This window comes from Streptomyces sp. NBC_00122, assembly GCF_045160845.1.
Taxonomy (GTDB): domain Bacteria; phylum Actinomycetota; class Actinomycetes; order Streptomycetales; family Streptomycetaceae; genus Streptomyces.
The window spans coordinates 4,390,852-4,409,916 of record NZ_CP108191.1 but is presented as its reverse complement, the minus strand read 5'-3'; the positions used below and the strand labels follow the sequence as shown (position 1 = coordinate 4,409,916).

At 70.1% G+C, this 19,065-nt stretch carries 18 protein-coding genes; 5 read left to right on the top strand and 13 right to left on the bottom strand.

The features are described from left to right. From OG737_RS21080 to OG737_RS21070, 3 genes are all read right to left on the bottom strand, one after another. Complete coding sequence (locus OG737_RS21080) at nucleotides 1-2,475, bottom strand: ATP-binding protein (protein WP_405921862.1); 2,475 nt, start codon at nucleotides 2,473-2,475, stop codon at nucleotides 1-3. 183 nt (nucleotides 2,476-2,658) lie between these two features. Continuing rightward, nucleotides 2,659-2,982, bottom strand: a complete 324-nt coding sequence (locus OG737_RS21075; protein WP_328927690.1) for an STAS domain-containing protein — start codon at nucleotides 2,980-2,982, stop codon at nucleotides 2,659-2,661. A 169-nt stretch (nucleotides 2,983-3,151) separates the two neighbouring features. Continuing rightward, nucleotides 3,152-4,000, bottom strand: coding sequence for a 3-hydroxyacyl-CoA dehydrogenase family protein (locus tag OG737_RS21070; RefSeq protein ID WP_267032614.1), 849 nt, complete (start codon nucleotides 3,998-4,000; stop codon nucleotides 3,152-3,154). Between the two features lie 447 nt (nucleotides 4,001-4,447). Between OG737_RS21070 and OG737_RS21065 the strand changes: the two genes are divergently transcribed. Beyond that, nucleotides 4,448-5,020 (top strand): cob(I)yrinic acid a,c-diamide adenosyltransferase, encoded by a 573-nt coding sequence (locus OG737_RS21065; protein WP_328927689.1) that lies wholly within the window; start codon nucleotides 4,448-4,450, stop codon nucleotides 5,018-5,020. 115 nt (nucleotides 5,021-5,135) lie between these two features. Next, the gene (locus OG737_RS21060) at nucleotides 5,136-6,323 is read left to right on the top strand and encodes an IS4 family transposase (RefSeq protein ID WP_328926695.1); all 1,188 of its coding nucleotides are present in this window, start codon (nucleotides 5,136-5,138) and stop codon (nucleotides 6,321-6,323) included. A gap of 209 nt (nucleotides 6,324-6,532) precedes the next feature. Here the strand turns inward: OG737_RS21060 and OG737_RS21055 are convergent, their stop codons facing one another. Beyond that, complete coding sequence (locus OG737_RS21055) at nucleotides 6,533-7,093, bottom strand: hypothetical protein (protein ID WP_328927688.1); 561 nt, start codon at nucleotides 7,091-7,093, stop codon at nucleotides 6,533-6,535. 240 nt (nucleotides 7,094-7,333) lie between these two features. Here OG737_RS21055 and OG737_RS21050 point away from each other — a divergent pair, with 240 nt between their 5' ends. The 3 genes from OG737_RS21050 to OG737_RS21040 all read left to right on the top strand — a co-directional run bounded on the left by OG737_RS21050 (nucleotide 7,334) and on the right by OG737_RS21040 (nucleotide 11,115). Continuing rightward, entirely contained in the window at nucleotides 7,334-8,443 is a 1,110-nt protein-coding gene (locus OG737_RS21050) for a sensor histidine kinase (RefSeq protein ID WP_405681354.1), read from the top strand. Beyond that, a complete protein-coding gene (locus OG737_RS21045) occupies nucleotides 8,440-9,093 on the top strand; it encodes a response regulator (protein ID WP_405921861.1) in 654 nt (217 codons plus the stop codon). Before OG737_RS21050 ends, OG737_RS21045 begins: the two co-directional genes overlap by 4 nt. Before the next feature lie 123 nt (nucleotides 9,094-9,216). Next, nucleotides 9,217-11,115: a glycoside hydrolase family 18 chitinase gene (locus tag OG737_RS21040; protein ID WP_328927686.1), complete on the top strand. Its 1,899-nt coding sequence runs from the start codon at nucleotides 9,217-9,219 to the stop codon at nucleotides 11,113-11,115. Between the two features lie 62 nt (nucleotides 11,116-11,177). On the opposite strand, the gene OG737_RS21035 is transcribed toward OG737_RS21040, so the two are convergent. From OG737_RS21035 to atpB, 9 genes are all read right to left on the bottom strand, one after another. Continuing rightward, nucleotides 11,178-11,624, bottom strand: coding sequence for a DUF2550 domain-containing protein (locus tag OG737_RS21035; RefSeq protein ID WP_328927685.1), 447 nt, complete (start codon nucleotides 11,622-11,624; stop codon nucleotides 11,178-11,180). A 190-nt stretch (nucleotides 11,625-11,814) separates the two neighbouring features. Continuing rightward, the gene (locus tag OG737_RS21030) at nucleotides 11,815-12,186 is read right to left on the bottom strand and encodes a F0F1 ATP synthase subunit epsilon (RefSeq protein ID WP_328927684.1); all 372 of its coding nucleotides are present in this window, start codon (nucleotides 12,184-12,186) and stop codon (nucleotides 11,815-11,817) included. Nucleotides 12,187-12,326: 140 nt separating this feature from the next. Next, nucleotides 12,327-13,769 carry a F0F1 ATP synthase subunit beta gene (gene atpD / locus OG737_RS21025; RefSeq protein ID WP_030708152.1) on the bottom strand — a complete coding sequence of 481 codons (1,443 nt, stop codon included), beginning with the start codon at nucleotides 13,767-13,769 and terminating at the stop codon, nucleotides 12,327-12,329. Next, complete coding sequence (locus OG737_RS21020; protein WP_405921860.1) at nucleotides 13,769-14,686, bottom strand: F0F1 ATP synthase subunit gamma; 918 nt, start codon at nucleotides 14,684-14,686, stop codon at nucleotides 13,769-13,771. Before OG737_RS21020 ends, atpD begins: the two co-directional genes overlap by 1 nt. A 20-nt stretch (nucleotides 14,687-14,706) precedes the next feature. After that, nucleotides 14,707-16,302, bottom strand: coding sequence for a F0F1 ATP synthase subunit alpha (gene atpA / locus OG737_RS21015; RefSeq protein ID WP_328927682.1), 1,596 nt, complete (start codon nucleotides 16,300-16,302; stop codon nucleotides 14,707-14,709). Nucleotides 16,303-16,432: 130 nt separating this feature from the next. Beyond that, complete coding sequence (locus tag OG737_RS21010) at nucleotides 16,433-17,248, bottom strand: F0F1 ATP synthase subunit delta (protein WP_405921859.1); 816 nt, start codon at nucleotides 17,246-17,248, stop codon at nucleotides 16,433-16,435. Continuing rightward, the gene (locus OG737_RS21005; protein WP_328927680.1) at nucleotides 17,245-17,784 is read right to left on the bottom strand and encodes a F0F1 ATP synthase subunit B; all 540 of its coding nucleotides are present in this window, start codon (nucleotides 17,782-17,784) and stop codon (nucleotides 17,245-17,247) included. Before OG737_RS21005 ends, OG737_RS21010 begins: the two co-directional genes overlap by 4 nt. 43 nt (nucleotides 17,785-17,827) lie before the next feature. Then, the gene (locus tag OG737_RS21000) at nucleotides 17,828-18,061 is read right to left on the bottom strand and encodes a F0F1 ATP synthase subunit C (protein WP_072483720.1); all 234 of its coding nucleotides are present in this window, start codon (nucleotides 18,059-18,061) and stop codon (nucleotides 17,828-17,830) included. Nucleotides 18,062-18,143: 82 nt separating this feature from the next. After that, complete coding sequence (gene atpB, locus OG737_RS20995) at nucleotides 18,144-18,983, bottom strand: F0F1 ATP synthase subunit A (protein WP_328930422.1); 840 nt, start codon at nucleotides 18,981-18,983, stop codon at nucleotides 18,144-18,146. Between the last annotated feature and the right edge of the window lie 82 nt (nucleotides 18,984-19,065).

Here is a 19,065-nt window from a genome sequence, read left to right as displayed (position 1 = left end):
TCACCGGACGGTGCCCGGGCCCGGGCTGGTCGTGGTGCCCGTGGCGGTGGCCGTCCCCGTGGCCGTGGCCGTCGGCGACGGAACGACCGACGCCGAGGGCGTGTCGGACGGGGTCGGCGCGGCGGAGGTCGGCGGTACGGGGGCCGACGACGAGGCCGGGGGCTGCGGCCCGGTCGACTGCGGACGGCGCGACGGCGTGCGGGAGGGGGTCCGGCCCGGGGTCGGAGCACCGGCGGTCCCGCCCGGGGCGGTGGACTGCGCCGACGGTTCCACCACCGGGTCGGCCGGATCCGCTGGAGAATCGTTCCCGCTGATGCCCGGCTCCGACGGCTGAACCATCCGGGTCGGGCTGGTCGACACCGCCGGACCCTGCGCGGGCGGCTCGGAGTCCGAGGAGGCCAGCGCGAGGCTCACCACCGTGCCCAGCACGACCACGGCCAGCGCCCCCGCCCCGGCCAGCAGCGCCCGGCGCCGACGGCCCGAGTCCGCGGCGGGTCCGGCCACGGGCGTGGGGGCGGGCGCGGGCTTCGGCGACAGCGGGAAGGCGTCCTCGAACACCTCCGACAGCGTCGTGGGCGGCTCCTGACGCCGGGTCACGGGCACCACCGGAGCCACCCGCGTCACCGCCTCCGAAGCCGCCGACGGGGCTCCGGCCGCAGCGCGCCCGGCCGTCGCGGAACCGGCCCCCGGCCGGGCTGCCGACCGGGCCACCGGCCCGGGAACCGTGAGGGCCTCCGATGCCCCCGAACCCCTGGTCAGAGCCGGCGCCGTGACGCCGGCGGCCGGCGAGTCGGCCTGCGGGACGGCTGGCGCCTCCAGCCGCAGCGGCGGCGACACCGTCACCTCCGCGGCCTCCCGGTCCACGACCAGTGCCAGCGCCCGTCGGCCCGCGACCGTGCCCCGCTTGTCGGCCAGCGCGCCGCGCAGCCCGATCGAGGTCTCCAGTTCGGCCCGCGCCCGGTCCAGGCGTCCCTCGCACAGCGCGAGCACACCGAGTTCGTGGTGGAAGTACGCCTGCTCGGCGACCTCTCCCGCCTTGCGCGCGGCCTCGGCGCCCGCGCGCAGCACCCGGTCCCAGGCCTCCCAGTGCAGCGAGGCGGCGAACGCCGGAGCCGCCGTGCGCGCCAGCAGTACGGCCGCCACCACGTCGGCACCGCCCAGCGCGGCGAGCACCGCGTCGGCCTCCGCCGCGACGCGCTGCGGGTTCACCGAGGCGTGACCGGTCCACCAGGCGTAGTGCCGGGCGGCCGTACGGGCCTCCTCGGCCGCGGTGTCCCCGTACCCGACCTCCTCCAGCTGCCGGGCGACCCCGGAGGCCAGCCGGTAGCGCGGGCCGACCTGGGTCAGCATGCCGCAGCCGAGCAGTTCCGCCACCGCGGAGTCTGCGTGGGTGTCCCCCACCAGCGCGGGCAGGTGTGCGTGGTGCGGCAGTTCACCGCCCAGCGCGCACGCGATCCGCAGGGCGGCGCGCGCCGACTCGCTGACCCGCGAGGCCAGCAGCTCCGCCGGGGCGGCGCCCTCGGCCAGCGTCGGCAGCGGCACCTCGACGGTGTCGCGCGGGCGCTCCTCGAAGACGCCCGGCTCCTCCTCGTCGTCCGCCTCGTCGGTGTGGTTGATCTCGTCCCGCTGCCGCAGCAGCGCGGCTGCCTGCACGAAGCGCAGGGGGAGCCCCTCGGAGGCGAACCGCAGGTCGGACGCCCAGGCGGTCTCCGCCTCCGTCAGCGGCCGGCCGACGCCCGCCTCCAGCAGTTCCAGGCATTCGTTCTTCCCGAGCCCGCCGAGGAAGACCTCTTCGATGTGCGAGTCGTCGGAGGGGGCCCGGGTGTCGGGGGTCGCGGCCAGCAGGTAGGCGCATTCGGGGGTGGCGCGCAGCAGCTCGTCGAGGGCGACCCCGCCCATCTCCAGGTCGTCGAGGAGGACGACGGCGCCGATGTCGCGTACGCGGGCGAGGATCTCGATCCGGTCGGGCCGCGTGTCCGAGGCCTCGTACACGGTCTCGTAGAGGGTGTGGAGCAGCTCGGCGGGCTGCTGGTGTCCGTAGCCGGAGAGCCGTACGACCCCGTCGGGGGCGAGGCCCGCGCACTGGGCCGCGACCTCGTCGAGCAGCGAGCTGCGGCCCGATCCGGCGGGCCCGGTGAGGCGTACGGACCGCCCCCGGCCCAGCAGCCGTACGAGCCGCTCCAGCTCCTCCTCGCGCGCCCGCGGGGGGCGGGCGGGTACCGGAGCCCCGGGCAGCGCGGGCGGCCGTGCGGCGGCGTCCCTGGCGGCGCGGGCGGCCGCGTCGCGCTTGGCGGGGCGGCCCGCCCGGGTGCCGGGCCGGAGCGGTTCGATCTCGCTGCCGTCGACCGGGTTGACGGTGAGGGTGAACTCCCCCGCGGTCAGGGTGACCACCCGGGCGGGCGCCACGGGCGCGGGCAGCGCCGCGGCGCCTCCGGACTGTTCCTCCGGTTCGGCCTGCCCCTGTATGTGGTCCATGACCAAGTCCCCCGATCGCGCCGTGCGCCTCGCCGTCGTACCGCCCGGCCTTCGCACACGCCGCTGCCGCTACTGGTCCGGTTTTCCGCCCGAACCCTAGACCGTGGCCGGTCCTGCGGGGAACCGCGGGGGTGCCATCACCACCGGACCGTTACGTTTCCGCAGGAAAACGGAACACTGTGTTCACGCCCTGGGCAGGGACTCCGCTTCCAACCCGCCCTCGATCGCGAGGATCCGGTGCAGGCGGGTCGCCACGAGCAGCCGCTGCATCTGCGGCGGCACCCCGCGCAGGACGAGGCGCCGTCCGGTCCGGCCGGCCCTGCGGTGCGCGCCCATGATGACGCCGAGGCCGGTCGCGTCCCAGGAGTCGAGCCCGGTGAGGTCGAGCACGAGGTCGCCGTGGCCGTCGTCGAGGGCGGAGTGGAGGACCGTACGGGCGTCCGCCGCGCTGCGCACGTCGAGGCGACCCCCGACAGCGAGTTCGGCGTGGTCGCCCCTGATGTGCATGTGTACTCCCGGCAGTACGCGTACGTATGGTCCGACTGGTCCGTGGTCGGCAACTCTCACTGCAACTGACTGCCTCGCGGGCAGGGAAGTTGCCGACCGTGAGCGAACCGATACCTAATTCACCCCGACGGGTGAAGGTATTCGAACGGTGGTGCTCGGCGGCCCGGCCTCAGTGCTTGTAGAAGCCCTGCCCGCTCTTGCGGCCGATGTCCCCGGCGTCCACCATCCGGCGCATCAGCTCCGGCGGCGCGAACTTCTCGTCCTGGGACTCGGTGTAGATGTTGCTGGTGGCGTGCAGCAGGATGTCGACGCCCGTCAGGTCCGCGGTGGCCAGCGGGCCCATCGCGTGCCCGAAGCCCAGCTTGCACGCGATGTCGATGTCCTCGGCGGAGGCCACGCCCGACTCGTACAGCTTGGCGGCCTCGACGACCAGCGCGGAGATCAGACGGGTGGTCACGAAGCCGGCGACGTCGCGATTGACGACGATGCAGGTCTTGCCGACGGACTCGGCGAACGCCCGGGTGGTGGCGAGGGTTTCGTCGCTCGTCTTGTAGCCGCGGACGAGCTCGCAGAGCTGCATCATCGGGACGGGCGAGAAGAAGTGCGCGCCGACGACCCGCTCCGGGCGCTCCGTCGCGGCCGCGATCTTGGTGATCGGGATGGCGGAGGTGTTGGAGGCGAGGATGGTGTCCTCGCGCACGATCTTGTCGAGGGCGCGGAAGATCTCGTGCTTGATCTCGATCTTCTCGAAGACGGCCTCGACCACGATGTCGACGTCGGCGACCGCATCCAGGTCGGTGGTCGTCGTGATGCGCGCGAGGGCCGCCTCGGCGTCCTCGGCGGTCAGCTTGCCCTTGGAGACGAACTTGTCGTACGAGGCCTTGATCCCGTCGGTGCCACGCGTCAGCGCGGCGTCGGTGACATCGCGCAGCACGACGTCCCAGCCCGCCTGAGCGGAGACCTGAGCGATACCGGAACCCATCAGTCCGGCACCGATGACGGCAAGCTTCCCAGCCACTGCACACCCCACGTTCTTGATACGGCCCGGCCTCGAAACGGCCCGGACTCCTGGCCCCTCCGGCGGAGACTAGCGTCCGGGCGGTGCGGTGTGACCTCGAAGTAACACGCGTCACGTCTCAGATGACGGACATCACACCGGGACGGGTCAGTCGTCCGCCGGTCCCCCAACCGCTCCTCGATCGACCGCAGTCGCCCGACCTCGCGCGGCGCCGGCGGTCTGTTCGACCGTCAGGCGCGCGCGGTTCCCCCGCGTGACGCGAGCCCGGGAACCTCACCAGGACGTCGACCCGCCCGGCCGGTTCGGCCCACTGTCAGATTCCGAACATGTCGGTCAAACTGTCACCTCTTCACCCTCCTCTGCCCCTTTCGGGCTGCCCGCGGACGGTACCGGGCTCACAGACGGCTCCGCGTGCGATTCTCCGGCGGGCGTCACTACGCTGGCCGCATGGTGAACCTCACGCGCATCTACACCCGTACCGGCGACAAGGGCACGACCGCCCTGGGCGACATGAGCCGCACGGCCAAGACCGACCTGCGGATCTCCGCGTACGCCGACGCCAACGAGGCCAACGCGGCCATCGGGACGGCGATCGCCCTCGGAGGCCTGCCGCAGGACGTGGTGAAGGTCCTGGTCCGGGTGCAGAACGACCTGTTCGACGTCGGCGCGGACCTGTGCACCCCGGTGGTGGAGAACCCGCAGTACCCGCCGCTGCGGGTGGAGCAGTTCTACGTGGACAAGCTGGAGGCGGACTGCGACGCCTTCAACGAGCAGCTGGAGAAGCTGCGCAGCTTCATCCTCCCCGGCGGCACCCCGGGCGCGGCCCTGCTGCACCAGGCCTGCACCGTCGTCCGGCGCGCCGAGCGCTCGACGTGGGCGGCGCTGGAGGTGCACGGCGAGGTCATGAATCCGCTGACCGCCACCTACCTGAACCGCCTCTCCGACCTCCTGTTCATCCTGGCCCGTACGGCCAACAAGGAGGTCGGCGACGTGCTGTGGGTGCCAGGCGGCGACCGCTAAGCGGTCTCGGGGAAGTGGGGTGCGTTGGACGTGCCCCACTTCCCCGAGGCCGCTTAGACCCAATGCCGTTGACATTGATCTGGATCGGTGAGACGACGTCATCGGGGGTGGTGGCATGGCGTCGTCTCTGCCGGATCTGGCCGGGGTGGGTGTGCTGACCCGGATGTATCCGCCGTGGCTGGTGGACGAGGTCGTGGCCCAGTGCGACCGGACGGAGAAGCGTCGGCGGCTGTTGCCGGCCCGGCTGGTGGTGTACTTCCTGCTGGCGATGGCATTGTTCTCGCCCGCGCCGTATCTGGAGGTCATGCGGCACCTTGCTGAGGGCCTGCGGTGGGCGGGGCTGTGGGGGTCGTGGCATCCACCGAGCAAGGCTGCCATCTTCCGGGCGCGTGGACGGCTCGGGGTCGAACCGATGGCCGCGCTGTTCGACAGATGCGCCCGACCGCTGGGCACGCCCGCGATGCCCGGGGTGTTCTGGAGGGGCTGGCGGCTGATGGCCATCGACGGCACCCGTTTCGATGTCGCCGACAGTGCGGCGAACGCCGCTGAGTTCGGCCGCCCTGGGACCGGCCGCGGGGAAGGCACCGGCGGATATCCGCAGGTCCAGGTCGTCGCTCTGGTCGAATGCGGCACCCACGCCGTCGTCGATGCGGTGCTCGGCGGCTGGCATGACGGCGAGGTCCGCCTCGCCGAGGACCTGGAACGCTCACTGACCGAGGACATGCTCGTCCTGGGCGACCGCAACCTGCCCTCGACCCGGTTATGGCGAGCCCTGACCAGCAGCGGCGCTGACCTGTGCTTCCGCGCCAAGACCAACCGCCGCCTGCCCGTCCTGCAAACACTGCCCGACGGGTCCTGGCTCACCGTGATCCAGGCCGGAGACGACAAGAAGGCCGGCCGCGAGCCGGTGGCGGTCCGCGTGATCCGCTACCGCCTGGACGACCCGGGACGACCCGGCGAGGACCAGTACGTGCTGCTGACCTCGGTCCTGGACCCGGTCCGGGCCCCGGCCGCCGACCTGGCCGCGCTCTACCCGCAACGCTGGGAGTGCGAGAGCGTCCTGGACGAGATCAAGACCCATCAGCGCGGCGCCAAGACCGTTGTCCTGGCCAGCAAGACCCCCACCGGCGTCCGCCAGGAGATCTATGCCCACCTGCTGGTGCACCACGCCCTGCGCGCACTGATGGCCGAAGCGGCGGCCGGTAGTCCCGAGCCGGTCGACTGCGACCGGCTCTCCTTCACCACCGCCCTGCGGGCGGCCCGCCGCACCGTGACCATCCTGCCCGGCTCTTTTTCCCCCTGACCACCTGCACAGGGCCTGGCGGCATTTCCGCGCCGAGGTCACCGAGCGGCTCCTGCCCCCGAGGCGACTGCGCAGCCAGCCCCGGGTCGTCAAACGCAAGATGTCGAACTACAAGGCCAAGGCCAGTCGCCACCGCGACTGGCCCCAGCCAACCCGGCCCTCACACGACGCCATCGTGATCCAACCGCCATAAAGCAACGGCATTGCGCTTAGACCCTCGGCTCCGCCGCGACGCCGCCCTGCGGGGCCTTCTTCGGCCAGATCGTGTACGCGACGGCGATCAGGCCGTGGATGACGACCGCCCGCAGGGCGCCGAACTGCCACGCCTTGAGCGAGCTGACGTCGCCCGCGTCGCCGACGTACCAGATCGCCACCTGGAGCAGGCCGAGCGCAACAGCGGCGGCGATGACGGTACGGACCCACAGCCGCCACTCGTGGACGGTCCTCGCCTTCCCGTACCCGGGTCCGGCCGGCTTGGGCCCTCCGGCCAGCCGGTGCGCGGCGTGGCCGTCCAGCCACTTGATCGTGTAGTGGCCGTAGGCGACGGTGTAGCCGATGTACAGCGCGGCGAGGCCGTGCTTCCAGTCCGGCTCGGCGCCGTTCTTGAGATCGACCGTGGTGACGACCAGCAGGATCAGCTCCATCAGCGGCTCGCACAGCAGGACTGCCGCGCCCACCCCGGGCATCTTCGCGAGGTAGCGCAGGGCCAGTCCGGCGGCCAGCAGCACCCAGAAGCCGACCTCACAGGCGATGATCAGCGCGACGATCACGGGACTCTCCGTTCCTCTCGGGTGGTGCGACGTACTCCCAGCCTCCCGTCCGGACCGGCCCGGTACGTCGTCGCCAGTGACGACGTGTGACTGCATCCTTCGATGTACCGACAACTCGGCCTCTCCGCCGAGGCCCGCGCCCCGCCCACCCTGTTGGATGGGACCGTGACCGAGAAGAGCCTGCGCCCCCACCGACACGACGTCCTCCTCGCCGTGGTCGGCGTGCTCGCCGGCCTGGCGATGTGGTCACTGGGCGTCTACAGCAGCGCCGGCCGGGACTTCCTGCCCGCCTGGGCCGCCCTGGTACCCCTGGTGATCCTCGGCGGGATGGAGCTGCTGCGCCGCTCCAGGCCGGCGGCGGCCCTGGCCGTCGGCACGCTCGGCGTGATCGCCAACGAGTTCACGGTCGGCAGCCTCGCGACCGTCCTGATCTTCACCGACCTGATGTACGCCGCCGTCGTCTACGGGAAACCCGTCACGGCCCGGCGGCTCCCGGTCAGCACCGGCCTGGTCACCGTGGCCGTCACCATCGCCGCCCTGGCGTGGCTGCGCACCCCCGAGGCGCTGCTGATCGGCGTGGTCACCGGCCTCGTCAGTTTCGGCCCGGCACTGACCGGCGCCACCCTGCGCAACCACCGGGAGGCCGCGGTGGCGGCCCGGCTGCGCGCCGAGCAGACCGCGCTGCTGGCCGAGATGGACCGTACGCAGGCGGTCGTCGCCGAGCGCGCCCGGATGGCGCGGGAGCTGCACGACATGGTGGCCAACCACCTCTCCGCCATCGCCATCCACTCCACCGCCGCGCTGTCCATCGACAAGGCCGAGACCAGCCGTGACGCCCTCGGGGTGATCCGGGAGAACAGCGTCCAGGGCCTGGCCGAGATGCGCCGGCTGATCGGGCTGCTGCGGGACGCCGGGGCGGAGCGCGAGCCGGTCGCCGTACCGACGCTGGACGGTCTGGACGCCCTGGTGGGGCAGGCCCGGACCAACGGCTCGGCGAGCGGGCTGGACTTCGTACTGCACGACGACCGGCCGCCCGGGGAGCCGACGGCGGCCCCGGTGGAGCTGGCCGCCTACCGGATCCTCCAGGAGTCGCTGACCAATGCCCTCAAGCACGCCTCCCCGGGCACGGTCACGGTCCGCGTGGCCCGCGCGGCCGGGATGCTGACCGTGACCGTGGACTCCCCGTACGGGGACCGGCCAGGTCCGCGCGCGCCCGGCTCCGGGGCCGGGCTGATCGGCATGCGGGAGCGGACGGAGCTGCTGGGCGGGGAGTTCACGGCCGGCCGGGCCGACGGGGTGTGGCGGGTACGGGCGACACTGCCCGCGGAAGAGAAGGCGGTGGAAGCATGACCATCAAGGTGGTGGTGGCGGAGGACCAGAGCGCGGTCCGGGCCGGGCTGGTGCTCATCCTGCGCAGCGCGGGCGGCATCGAGGTGGTGGGCGAGGCGGCCGACGGGGAGGAGGCCGTACGCCTCGCGCGCGAGCTGCGGCCGGATCTCGTCCTCATGGACGTGCAGATGCCGAAGCTCGACGGGGTGTCCGCGACCCGCGAGGTGGTCGCGGAGGGACTGGCCGATGTCCTGGTGCTGACCACCTTCGACCACGACGAGTACGTCTTCGGGGCGCTGCGGGCGGGGGCCGCGGGCTTCCTCCTGAAGAACGCGGAGGCCGCGGAGCTGATCGAGGCGGTACGGACCGTCGCGCGGGGGGAGGGACTGATCGCCCCGGCGGTGACCAGGCGGCTGATCTCCGAGTTCGCGGCGCCGCGTCCGGCGCGGGCGCCGGTGTCCCCGGAGGCGACGGCGGCCGTGGCCTCCTTGACCCGGCGGGAGCGGGAGGTGCTGAGCGCTCTGGGCGAGGGCCGGTCGAACGCGGAGATCGCCGAACGCCTGGAGATGGCGGAGTCGACGGCGAAGACGCACGTCAGCAGGCTGCTGGGGAAGCTGGAGCTGCGCAGTCGGCTCCAAGCGGCCGTCCTGGCACAGGAGTTGGGGATCTAGAACCCCGAATGCCGCACCGGTCTGGACCTCTTGACGGTTGGTCCAGACCTTTCTACCCTCACGAACACTGTGGTGAGCGTGCCATGACAAAGCGTGCTCACGGGCGGCGCAGGTCCCACCCCCATGTCGAAGTCGGCCCCACGACCGCGACGGACCTACGGAGGATCACCCTTGAGCACAGCATCCCCACCCCGCACCCGGCGCACCCGGTTCTTCACCCGGGTCGCGGCGATCGTCGCCGCGCTCGCCCTGCCCGTCACCGGGCTCGTCGTGCTGGCAGGACCCGCCCAGGCCGCCACCTCGGCGACCGCGACGTACACCAAGGTCTCCGACTGGGGCACCGGCTTCGAGGGCAAGTGGACGGTGAAGAACACCGGCACCACCACGATCACCTCGTGGACCGTCGAGTGGGACTACCCGGCCGGCACCGCCGTCACCTCCGCCTGGGACGCCACCGTCACCAGCTCCGGCACCCACTGGACCGGCAAGAACGTGGGCTGGAACGGCACCCTCGCACCCGGCGCGACCGCCAGTTTCGGATTCAACGGCACCGGCAGCGGCTCCCCCGGCGGCTGCAAGGTCAACGGCACCTCCTGTGACGGCACCCAGCCCGGCGACACTCCCCCCACCGCTCCCGGCACCCCCACCTCGAGCAACGTCGCCGACACCTCCCTGACCCTGAGCTGGTCCGCCGCCACCGACGACAAGGGCGTCAAGAACTACGACGTCTACCGCGGCTCCAGCAAGATCGCCACGGTCACCGGGACCACCTACGCGGACTCGGGCCTGACCAAGGGCACGACCTACTCGTACAGCGTCACCGCCCGCGACACCGTCGACCAGACCGGCCCCTCCTCCGGCTCCCTCTCGGTGACGACGACCGGCGGCGTCATTCCCCCGGACCCGGGCGGCAAGGTCAAACTCGGCTACTTCACCGAGTGGGGCGTCTACGGCCGCAACTACCACGTCAAGAACCTGGTGGCCTCCGGCTCCGCCGCGAAGATCACCCACATCAACTACGCGTTCGGCAACGTCCAGAACGGCCAGTGCACCATCGGTGACGCCTACGCCGACTACGACAAGGCCTACACCGCCGACCAGAGCGTCGACGGCGTCGCCGACACCTGGGACCAGCCGCTGCGCGGCAACTTCAACCAGCTGCGCAAGCTGAAGAAGCAGTACCCGAACATCAAGGTGCTGTGGTCCTTCGGCGGCTGGACCTGGTCCGGCGGCTTCGGCCAGGCCGCGGCGAACCCGGCCGCCTTCGCCCAGTCCTGCTACAGCCTGGTCGAGGACCCGCGCTGGGCCGACGTGTTCGACGGCATCGACATCGACTGGGAGTACCCGAACGCCTGCGGCCTGTCCTGTGACACCAGCGGCGCCGCCGCCCTGAAGAACCTGATGTCCGCGCTGCGCGCCAAGTTCGGCGGCTCCAGCCTGGTCACCGCGGCCATCTCCGCCGACGGCTCCAACGGCGGCAAGCTCGACCTCGCCGACTACGCGGGCGCCGCACAGTACGTCGACTTCTACAACGTGATGACCTACGACTTCTTCGGCGCGTGGGACGCCAAGGGCCCGACCGCCCCGCACTCCCCGCTCACCTCGTACACCGGCATCCCCATCGCCGGCTTCAACTCCGAGGCCGCGATCACCAAGCTCAAGGGCAAGGGCATCGCGGGCTCCAAGCTCAACCTCGGCATCGGCTTCTACGGCCGCGGCTGGACCGGCGTCACGCAGGCCGCCCCCGGCGGCACGGCGACCGGGCCCGCGCAGGGCACGTACGAGCAGGGCATCGAGGACTACAAGGTGCTCAAGGGCAGCTGCCCGGCCACCGGCACGGTCGCCGGCACGGCCTACGCCAAGTGCGGCAGCAACTGGTGGAGCTACGACACCCCCGCCACCATCGCCGGGAAGATGACCTGGGCCAAGAACCAAGGCCTCAAGGGAGCCTTCTTCTGGGAGTTCAGCGGCGACACCGCCAACGGTGAGCTCGCGAACGCGATCCACACCGGACTCCAGTAAAGACCGAAGCCGGGGAGACGGGTCCGCCCCCGTCTCCCCGGCTTCTTCACGTCAGTGAGGCCTCAGGCCACGTTCACCCGCTGGCCGGGCGGCGCCGCCTCCAGCCACGCGAGGAAACCGGTCAGCGCGTCCTCGCTCATCGCCAGCTCCAGGCGGGTCCCCCGGTGGAGGGCGCCGAGCACGACGGCGTCGGAGAGCAGGGCCAGCTCCTCCTCGCCCTCGGGGGCGCGGCGCGAGACGACCTCGATGGAGGAACGCTCCAGCAGCCGGCGCGGGCGGTGCGAGTAGCTGAATACGCGGAACCACTCGATCCGGTCGCCGCTGTAGCGCGCGACCCCGTACACCCAGCCCTTGCCCGAGGTGTCGGTCTCCTCGGGCACACCCCAGCGCATGCTGCAGTCGAAGGTGCCGCCGGAACGCTGGATGAGTCTGCGGCGCAGCCCGAAGACAAACAGCCCGATCACCACCAGGGCTACGACCAGGCCGCTCACAAGCAGAGCGAGGAGCATCTTCACCGACCTCCTCGCTCATCGAAATACCGCACACGACCGTGCCCATCAACGGACAAGTCCGAAGACGGACGTACATCGCCTCAGCCGCGACCCGGTCTGGAAAATTCCAGAACGGACCGCGGCTGAGGTCTGCTGTGTCCCGGAGGGTGACCCTCCGGTACTCAGCGGTTCAAACTCCGACGGGTGTTCAGCCCGTTACGGCGCGCAGCCGGACATCCGCGCGACGCTCGGCGGCGGCGTCCGCCTCCGCCTTCGCGCGCTCCAGTGCCCGCTCCGCACGCTGGACGTCAATCTCGTCCGCGAGCTCGGCGATCTCGGCCAGCAGGGACAGCTTGTTGTCCGCGAACGAGATGAAACCGCCGTGCACCGCCGCGACGACAGTGTCGCCCCCACTGGTGCGGATGGTCACAGGGCCCGATTCCAGCACACCGAGAAGCGGCTGGTGACCGGGCATGACGCCGATGTCGCCGGACGTGGTGCGGGCGACAACAAGGGTGGCCTCGCCGGACCAGACATTGCGGTCCGCCGCGACCAGCTCGACGTGCAGCTCAGCAGCCAAGGTGGCTCCTCGGGTCACCACCCGGCGGGTCAGCCGGGTGTTGGGTCAAATTCTAATGGGCGTGGGGAGAGGGACGGGACACACCCGCCCCTCTCCGTGAATCCTTCGAGCCGGAAGCGCTCCGCGAGGAGCGCGCCGGATCAGGAGACGCCCAGCTCCTTGGCGTTGGCCTTCAGGTCCTCGATGCCACCGCACAGGAAGAACGCCTGCTCGGGGAAGTGGTCGTAGTCACCGTCGCAGATCGCGTTGAACGCGGTGATCGACTCTTCGAGCGGAACGTCCGAACCGTCCACACCGGTGAACTGCTTCGCCACGTGGGTGTTCTGCGACAGGAAGCGCTCGACGCGACGGGCACGGTGGACAACGAGCTTGTCCTCCTCGCCCAGCTCGTCGATACCGAGGATCGCGATGATGTCCTGGAGGTCCTTGTACTTCTGGAGGATCCCCTTGACACGCATCGCCGTGGCGTAGTGGTCCGCCGCGATGTACCGCGGGTCGAGGATGCGGGACGTCGAGTCCAGCGGGTCCACGGCCGGGTAGATGCCCTTCTCGGAGATCGGACGGGAGAGAACCGTCGTCGCGTCGAGGTGGGCGAAGGTGGTGGCCGGCGCCGGGTCGGTCAGGTCGTCCGCGGGGACGTAGATCGCCTGCATCGAGGTGATCGAGTGACCACGGGTCGAGGTGATGCGCTCCTGCAGCAGACCCATCTCGTCAGCCAGGTTCGGCTGGTAACCCACGGCGGACGGCATGCGGCCCAGAAGGGTCGACACCTCCGAACCGGCCTGGGTGTAACGGAAGATGTTGTCGATGAAGAAGAGCACGTCCTGCTTCTGCACATCGCGGAAGTACTCCGCCATGGTCAGACCGGCGAGCGCGACGCGAAGACGCGTGCCCGGGGGCTCGTCCATCTGGCCGAAGACGAGGGCCGTCTTGTCGATGACGCCCGAGTCGGCCATTTCCTCGATGAGGTCGTTGCCCTCACGGGTACGCTCACCGACGCCCGCGAAGACCGACACACCGTCGTGGTTGTTGGCGACGCGGTAGATCATTTCCTGGATCAGAACGGTCTTGCCGACACCGGCACCACCGAACAGACCGATCTTTCCACCCTTGACGTACGGGGTGAGAAGGTCGATGACCTTGACGCCGGTCTCGAACATCTCGGTCTTCGACTCGAGCTCGTCGAAGCGAGGGGCCTTGCGGTGGATCGGCCAGCGCTCGGTGACGTTGGCGTTCTCCTCCGGGTAGTTCAGCACCTCACCGAGGGTGTTGAACACCTTGCCCTTGGTGAAGTCGCCGACGGGGACGGTGATGCCCTCGCCCGTGTCGGTCACCGGGGCCTGGCGGACCAGACCGTCGGTCGGCTGCATCGAGATGGTACGGACGAGGCCGTCACCCAGGTGCTGCGCGACCTCAAGGGTCAGGGTCTTGAGCTTGCCGTCCTCGGCCGGGTCGGCGACCTGGACCTTGAGGGCGTTGTAGATCTCGGGCATGGCGTCGACGGGGAACTCCACGTCGACGACCGGGCCGATGACCCGGGCGACGCGGCCCGTGGCGGCGGCCGTCTCAACAGTGGTCGTCATTACTTGTCACTCCCCGCGGTCGCGTCAGCCATGGCGCTCGCGCCACCGACGATCTCGCTGATTTCCTGGGTGATTTCGGCCTGGCGGGCCGCGTTGGCAAGCCGGGAGAGGCTCTTGATGAGGTCTCCGGCGTTGTCGGTCGCCGACTTCATCGCGCGGCGGCGGGCGGCGTGCTCGGAAGCGGCCGACTGCAGCAGTGCGTTGTAGATGCGGCTCTCGACGTAGCGCGGCAGAAGGGCGTCGAGGACGTCCTCCGCCGACGGCTCGAAGTCGAACAGCGGAAGGATCTCGCCCTTCGCGCCGGTCTCCTCCTCTGCCTTCTCGAGGCTGAGCGGCAGCATCCGGCCGTCGACCGCGTTCTGCGTCATCATCGACACGAATTCCGTGAAGACGACGTGCAGCTCGTCGACGCCGCCGTCGGCCGTGTCCAGCTGGATGGCCTCGATCAGCGGTCCGGCGACGCGCTTGGCGTCGGCGTAGGCCGGGCTGTCGGTGAAGCCGGTCCACGAATCCGCGACCTTGCGCTCGCGGAACCCGAAGTAGGCGACACCCTTGCGGCCGACGATGTACGTGTCGACCTCCTTGCCCTCAGCGCGCAGCCGCTCGGTGAGCCGCTCCGCCTGCTTGATGGCGTTCGAGGAGTAGCCACCGGCCAGACCGCGGTCGCTCGTGATGAGCAGGATCGCGGCACGGGTCGGCTGCTCGACCTCGGTCGTCAGGGCGTGCTTGGTGTTCGAACCGGTCGCCACCGCGGTCACCGCACGGGTGAGCTCGGTCGCGTACGGCATCGACGCCGCCACCTTGCGCTGCGCCTTGACGATGCGCGAGGCGGCGATCATCTCCATCGCCTTGGTGATCTTCTTGGTCGCCGTGATGGCACGGATGCGACGCTTGTAGACCCGGAGCTGCGCTCCCATGAGTCAGGTCCCTTCCGTCGTCACTTGGAGACGTTGACGGCCGGTGCGTCCTCGCCCAGGAGCTTGCCGTCCGAGGTCTCGAACTGACGCTTGAAGCCGGTGATGGCGTCCGCGATGGAGGACAGGGTGTCGTCCGACATCTTGCCGCCGTCGGCGATGGAGGTGAGGAGGTCCTTGCGCTCGCGGCGCAGGTGCTCCAGCAGCTCCGACTCGAAGCGACGGATGTCGTTGACCGGGACGTCGTCCATCTTGCCGGTGGTGCCGGCCCAGACGGAGATGACCTGCTCCTCGACGGGCATCGGCTGGTACTGGCCCTGCTTCAGCAGCTCGACCAGACGCTTGCCGCGCTCCAGCGAAGCCTTCGAAGCGGCGTCCAGGTCGGAACCGAAGGCGGCGAACGCCTCGAGCTCACGGTACTGGGCGAGGTCCAGGCGCAGACGGCCCGAAACCTGCTTCATGGCCTTGTGCTGGGCGGAGCCACCGACGCGGGAGACCGAGATACCGACGTTCAGCGCCGGGCGCTGGCCCGCGTTGAACAGGTCGGACTCCAGGAAGCACTGGCCGTCGGTGATGGAGATGACGTTGGTCGGGATGAACGCCGACACGTCGTTCGCCTTGGTCTCGACGATCGGCAGACCGGTCATCGAACCGGCACCCATGTCGTCGGACAGCTTCGCGCAGCGCTCCAGCAGACGGGAGTGCAGGTAGAAGACGTCGCCCGGGTAGGCCTCGCGGCCCGGCGGGCGGCGCAGCAGCAGCGACACGGCGCGGTAGGCGTCGGCCTGCTTCGACAGGTCGTCGAAGATGATCAGGACGTGCTTGCCGGCGTACATCCAGTGCTGGCCGATGGCGGAACCGGTGTACGGCGCCAGGTACTTGAAGCCGGCCGGGTCGGACGCCGGGGCGGCGACGATCGTCGTGTACTCGAGCGCGCCGGCGTCTTCCAGGGCGCCGCGAACGGACGCGATGGTCGAGCCCTTCTGGCCGATGGCGACGTAGATGCAGCGGACCTGCTTGTTCACGTCGCCCGAGCGCCAGTTGTCGCGCTGGTTGATGATCGTGTCGACGGCCAGAGCGGTCTTACCCGTCTGACGGTCACCGATGATCAGCTGACGCTGGCCGCGGCCGACGGGCACCATGGCGTCGATGGCCTTGTAGCCGGTCTGCATCGGCTCGTGGACCGACTTGCGGACCATGACGCCGGGGGCCTGCAGCTCGAGGGCGCGGCGGCCTTCGGTCGCGATCTCGCCGAGACCGTCGATCGGGTTGCCGAGCGGGTCGACGACGCGGCCAAGGTAGCCCTCGCCGACGCCGACGGAGAGCACCTCACCGGTGCGCTGCACCGGCTGGCCCTCCTCGATACCGCTGAACTCGCCGAGGACGACCGCACCGATCTCGCGCTCCTCGAGGTTGAGGGCGAGACCGAGGGTGCCGTCCTCGAACTTCAGCAGCTCGTTCGCCATGGCGGAGGGCAGGCCCTCCACCTTCGCGATGCCGTCGCCGGCAACGCTGACCGTTCCGACCTCCTCGCGCGAGGCCGCGTCCGGCTGGTACGACTGGACAAAGTTCTCCAGTGCGTCCCGGATCTCCTCCGGCCGGATCGTGAGCTCCGCCATCTGGGTTCCCTGCTCTCCTTGTTGGGCCTGAAGCTTCTTAGGGGTCTGGGGGCGACCCCCAGGAATCTTCTGCAAGTTCTGCACGGCCCAACCGGGCCGCTAGGAATGCTTTTGTTCTGTTGGTGGCTGGTCAGCCGGCCATGCGGCGGGACGCCTCGGCGAGGCGGTCCGCGATGGTGCCGTCGATGACCTCGTCGCCGACTCGCACCGAGATCCCGCCGAGGACCTCGGGGTCCACGTCGAGGTTCAGGTGCATCTGGCGGCCGTACAGCTTGGCCAGCACCGCGCCGAGACGCGCCTTCTGCACGTCGCTGAGCAGAACCGCGCTGGTCACGGTGGCGACCATGCGGTTGCGGCGCTCGGCGGCGAGCGTGGAAAGGGACTCGAGTCCCGCTTCCAGGCTACGTCCACGCGGCTGCGTGACGAGACGGATCACCAGGCGCTCGGTGACGGCGTTCACCTTGCCGCCGAGCAGGCTGCGCAGCAGCTCGCTCTTGGCGGAGGCGGTGGCCGCGCGGTCGGTCAGCGCGGAACGCAGCTCGGTGCTCGAGGACACGATCCGGCCGAAGCGGAAGACCTCGTCCTCGACGTTGTCGAGCGCGTCGGCCTGCTGGGCCGCCGTGAGGTCGGCGGTGGCCGCCAGCTCCTCCAGCGAATCCACCAGGTCACGGGACTGCGACCAGCGCGACCGGGCCATGCCGGACACCAGGTCGAGGGCTTCCCCGCCAACCTGACCGCCGAGCAGCCGGGCGACGAGCTCGGCCTTGGCCTCGCCGGACTGCGCCGGGTCCGTGATGACCCGACGCAGCGAGACCTCACGGTCGAGCAGCGCGGTGACGGCAGCCAGCTCACCGGCAAGCTTCGCCGCGTCGACGGACGTGTTGTCCGTCAGCGCGTCGAGACGCTCGCGCGCGGAGGCCAGTGCCTCGCGGCTCGCTCCGTTCATCGGGCGGCCTCGGCCTTCTCCTCAAGCTCGCTGAGGAAGCGGTCGATCGTGCGGCTCTGCCGGGCGTGGTCCTCAAGGGACTCGCCGACGAGCTTGCCGGCCAGGTCGGTGGCGAGCTTGCCCACGTCCTGGCGCAGCGCCTGAGAGGCGGCCTTGCGGTCTGCCGCGATCTGGGCGTGACCGGCAGCGATGATCTCCTCACGCTGCCGCTGGCCCTCTGCGCGCAGTTCTTCCTTCAGCGCAGTGCCCTGCTCCAGCGCTTCCTGGCGCAGGCGCGCGGCCTCGTGCCGGGCTTCGGCGAGCTGGGCCTTGTACTGCTCCAGCACGCTCTGAGCCTCGGTCTGAGCGGCTTCCGCCTTCTCGATACCGCCCTCGATCGCCTCGCGGCGCTCTTCCAGAACCTTGTTGATGTTCGGGAGGAGCTTCTTCGCGAGGAAACCGAAGACGATGACGAAGGCGATCAGACCGATGACGAGCTCGGGGATCGGCGGGAAGAGCGGGTTTTCCGTCTCTGCCGCGAGAACCAGGAGGTTCACATCAGTGCCTTTCGTCTAGTGGGCTGTTCGTCGAGACCGAGGATCAGGAGGTCGGGTAGACGAACGGCATGACCAGACCGATCAGGGCGAGCGCCTCACAGAAGGCGAAGCCGAGGATCTGGTTGGCGCGGATCAGGCCGGCAGCCTCGGGCTGGCGGGCGAGAGCCTGGGTGCCGTTACCGAAGATGATGCCGACGCCGACGCCGGGGCCGATGGCCGAAAGACCGTAACCAACGGAGCTGAGGGAGCCGGTGACGGCGGCAAGGGTCTGGGACATGCCAGTTCTTCCTTCTCTTTCACGGACCGGTGGGGGTTGGCCACCGGACGAATACGGGGGGGCTGAGCGGGGCGGGCCTGGCTCAGTGGTGCTCGGCGAGCGCGCCCTGGAGGTAGCTGCAGGCCAGGAGGACGAAGACGTACGCCTGGACGGCCTGGATGAAGAGCTCGAAGGCGGTCATCACGATGACCATCACGAACGAGACACCCGCGTAGGCGATGCCGATGCCGTTCAGCAGGTACCAGCTGGCGATCGTGAAGAGCAGCAGCAGGGTATGACCGGCGAACATGTTCGCGAACAGTCGGACCGCGTGGGTGAAGGGCCGCACCAGGACGTTCGAGAAGAACTCGATGACCATGACGAGCGGCAGCACGCCGCCGAGGCTCTTGTCGTAGCCCGTCAGGTTCTTGAGGCCGCCGACGAAGCCGTGGCGCTTGAACGTGACGCTCATCCAGATCGCGTACACGATCAGAGCCAGGGCGGCGGGGTACGCGATGATCGCCGTCACCGGGAACTGGGCCACCGGAATGATCGACCAGAGGTTCAGGACCCAGACGAAGAAGAACAGCGAGACCATGAAGGGGACGTACTTCTCGCCCTCCTTCTTGCCCAGCGTCTCGTACACGATGCCGCGGCGCACGAAGTCGTAGCCGGCCTCGGCGACCATCTGGAGCTTGCCGGGGACGACCTTCGGCTTGGCGAAGGCGGCCCAGAAGAAGCCCACGATGATGACGGAGCCCAGGAGGGCCAGCAGCATCGGCTTGTTGAAGTACGTGCTGGTCAGGCCAGGCTCGCCCCAGAGCGGCTCGAAGAGGAACGAGTGCAGGCCCGGGCCGGGGAAGCCACATCCGTCGAAGATGTGACAGTCGGTCTCGAAAGCGAGCACCTGCGTCGGGTCAGCACTCACCGCGGGCTCCTTCAGCGTGGCGCATAGGTACGGCAACCTCGTTGTGTCGGCGCGGCGCGCAGCCGCGGTTCGGCACTGGACTGGTGTTTCGGATGGT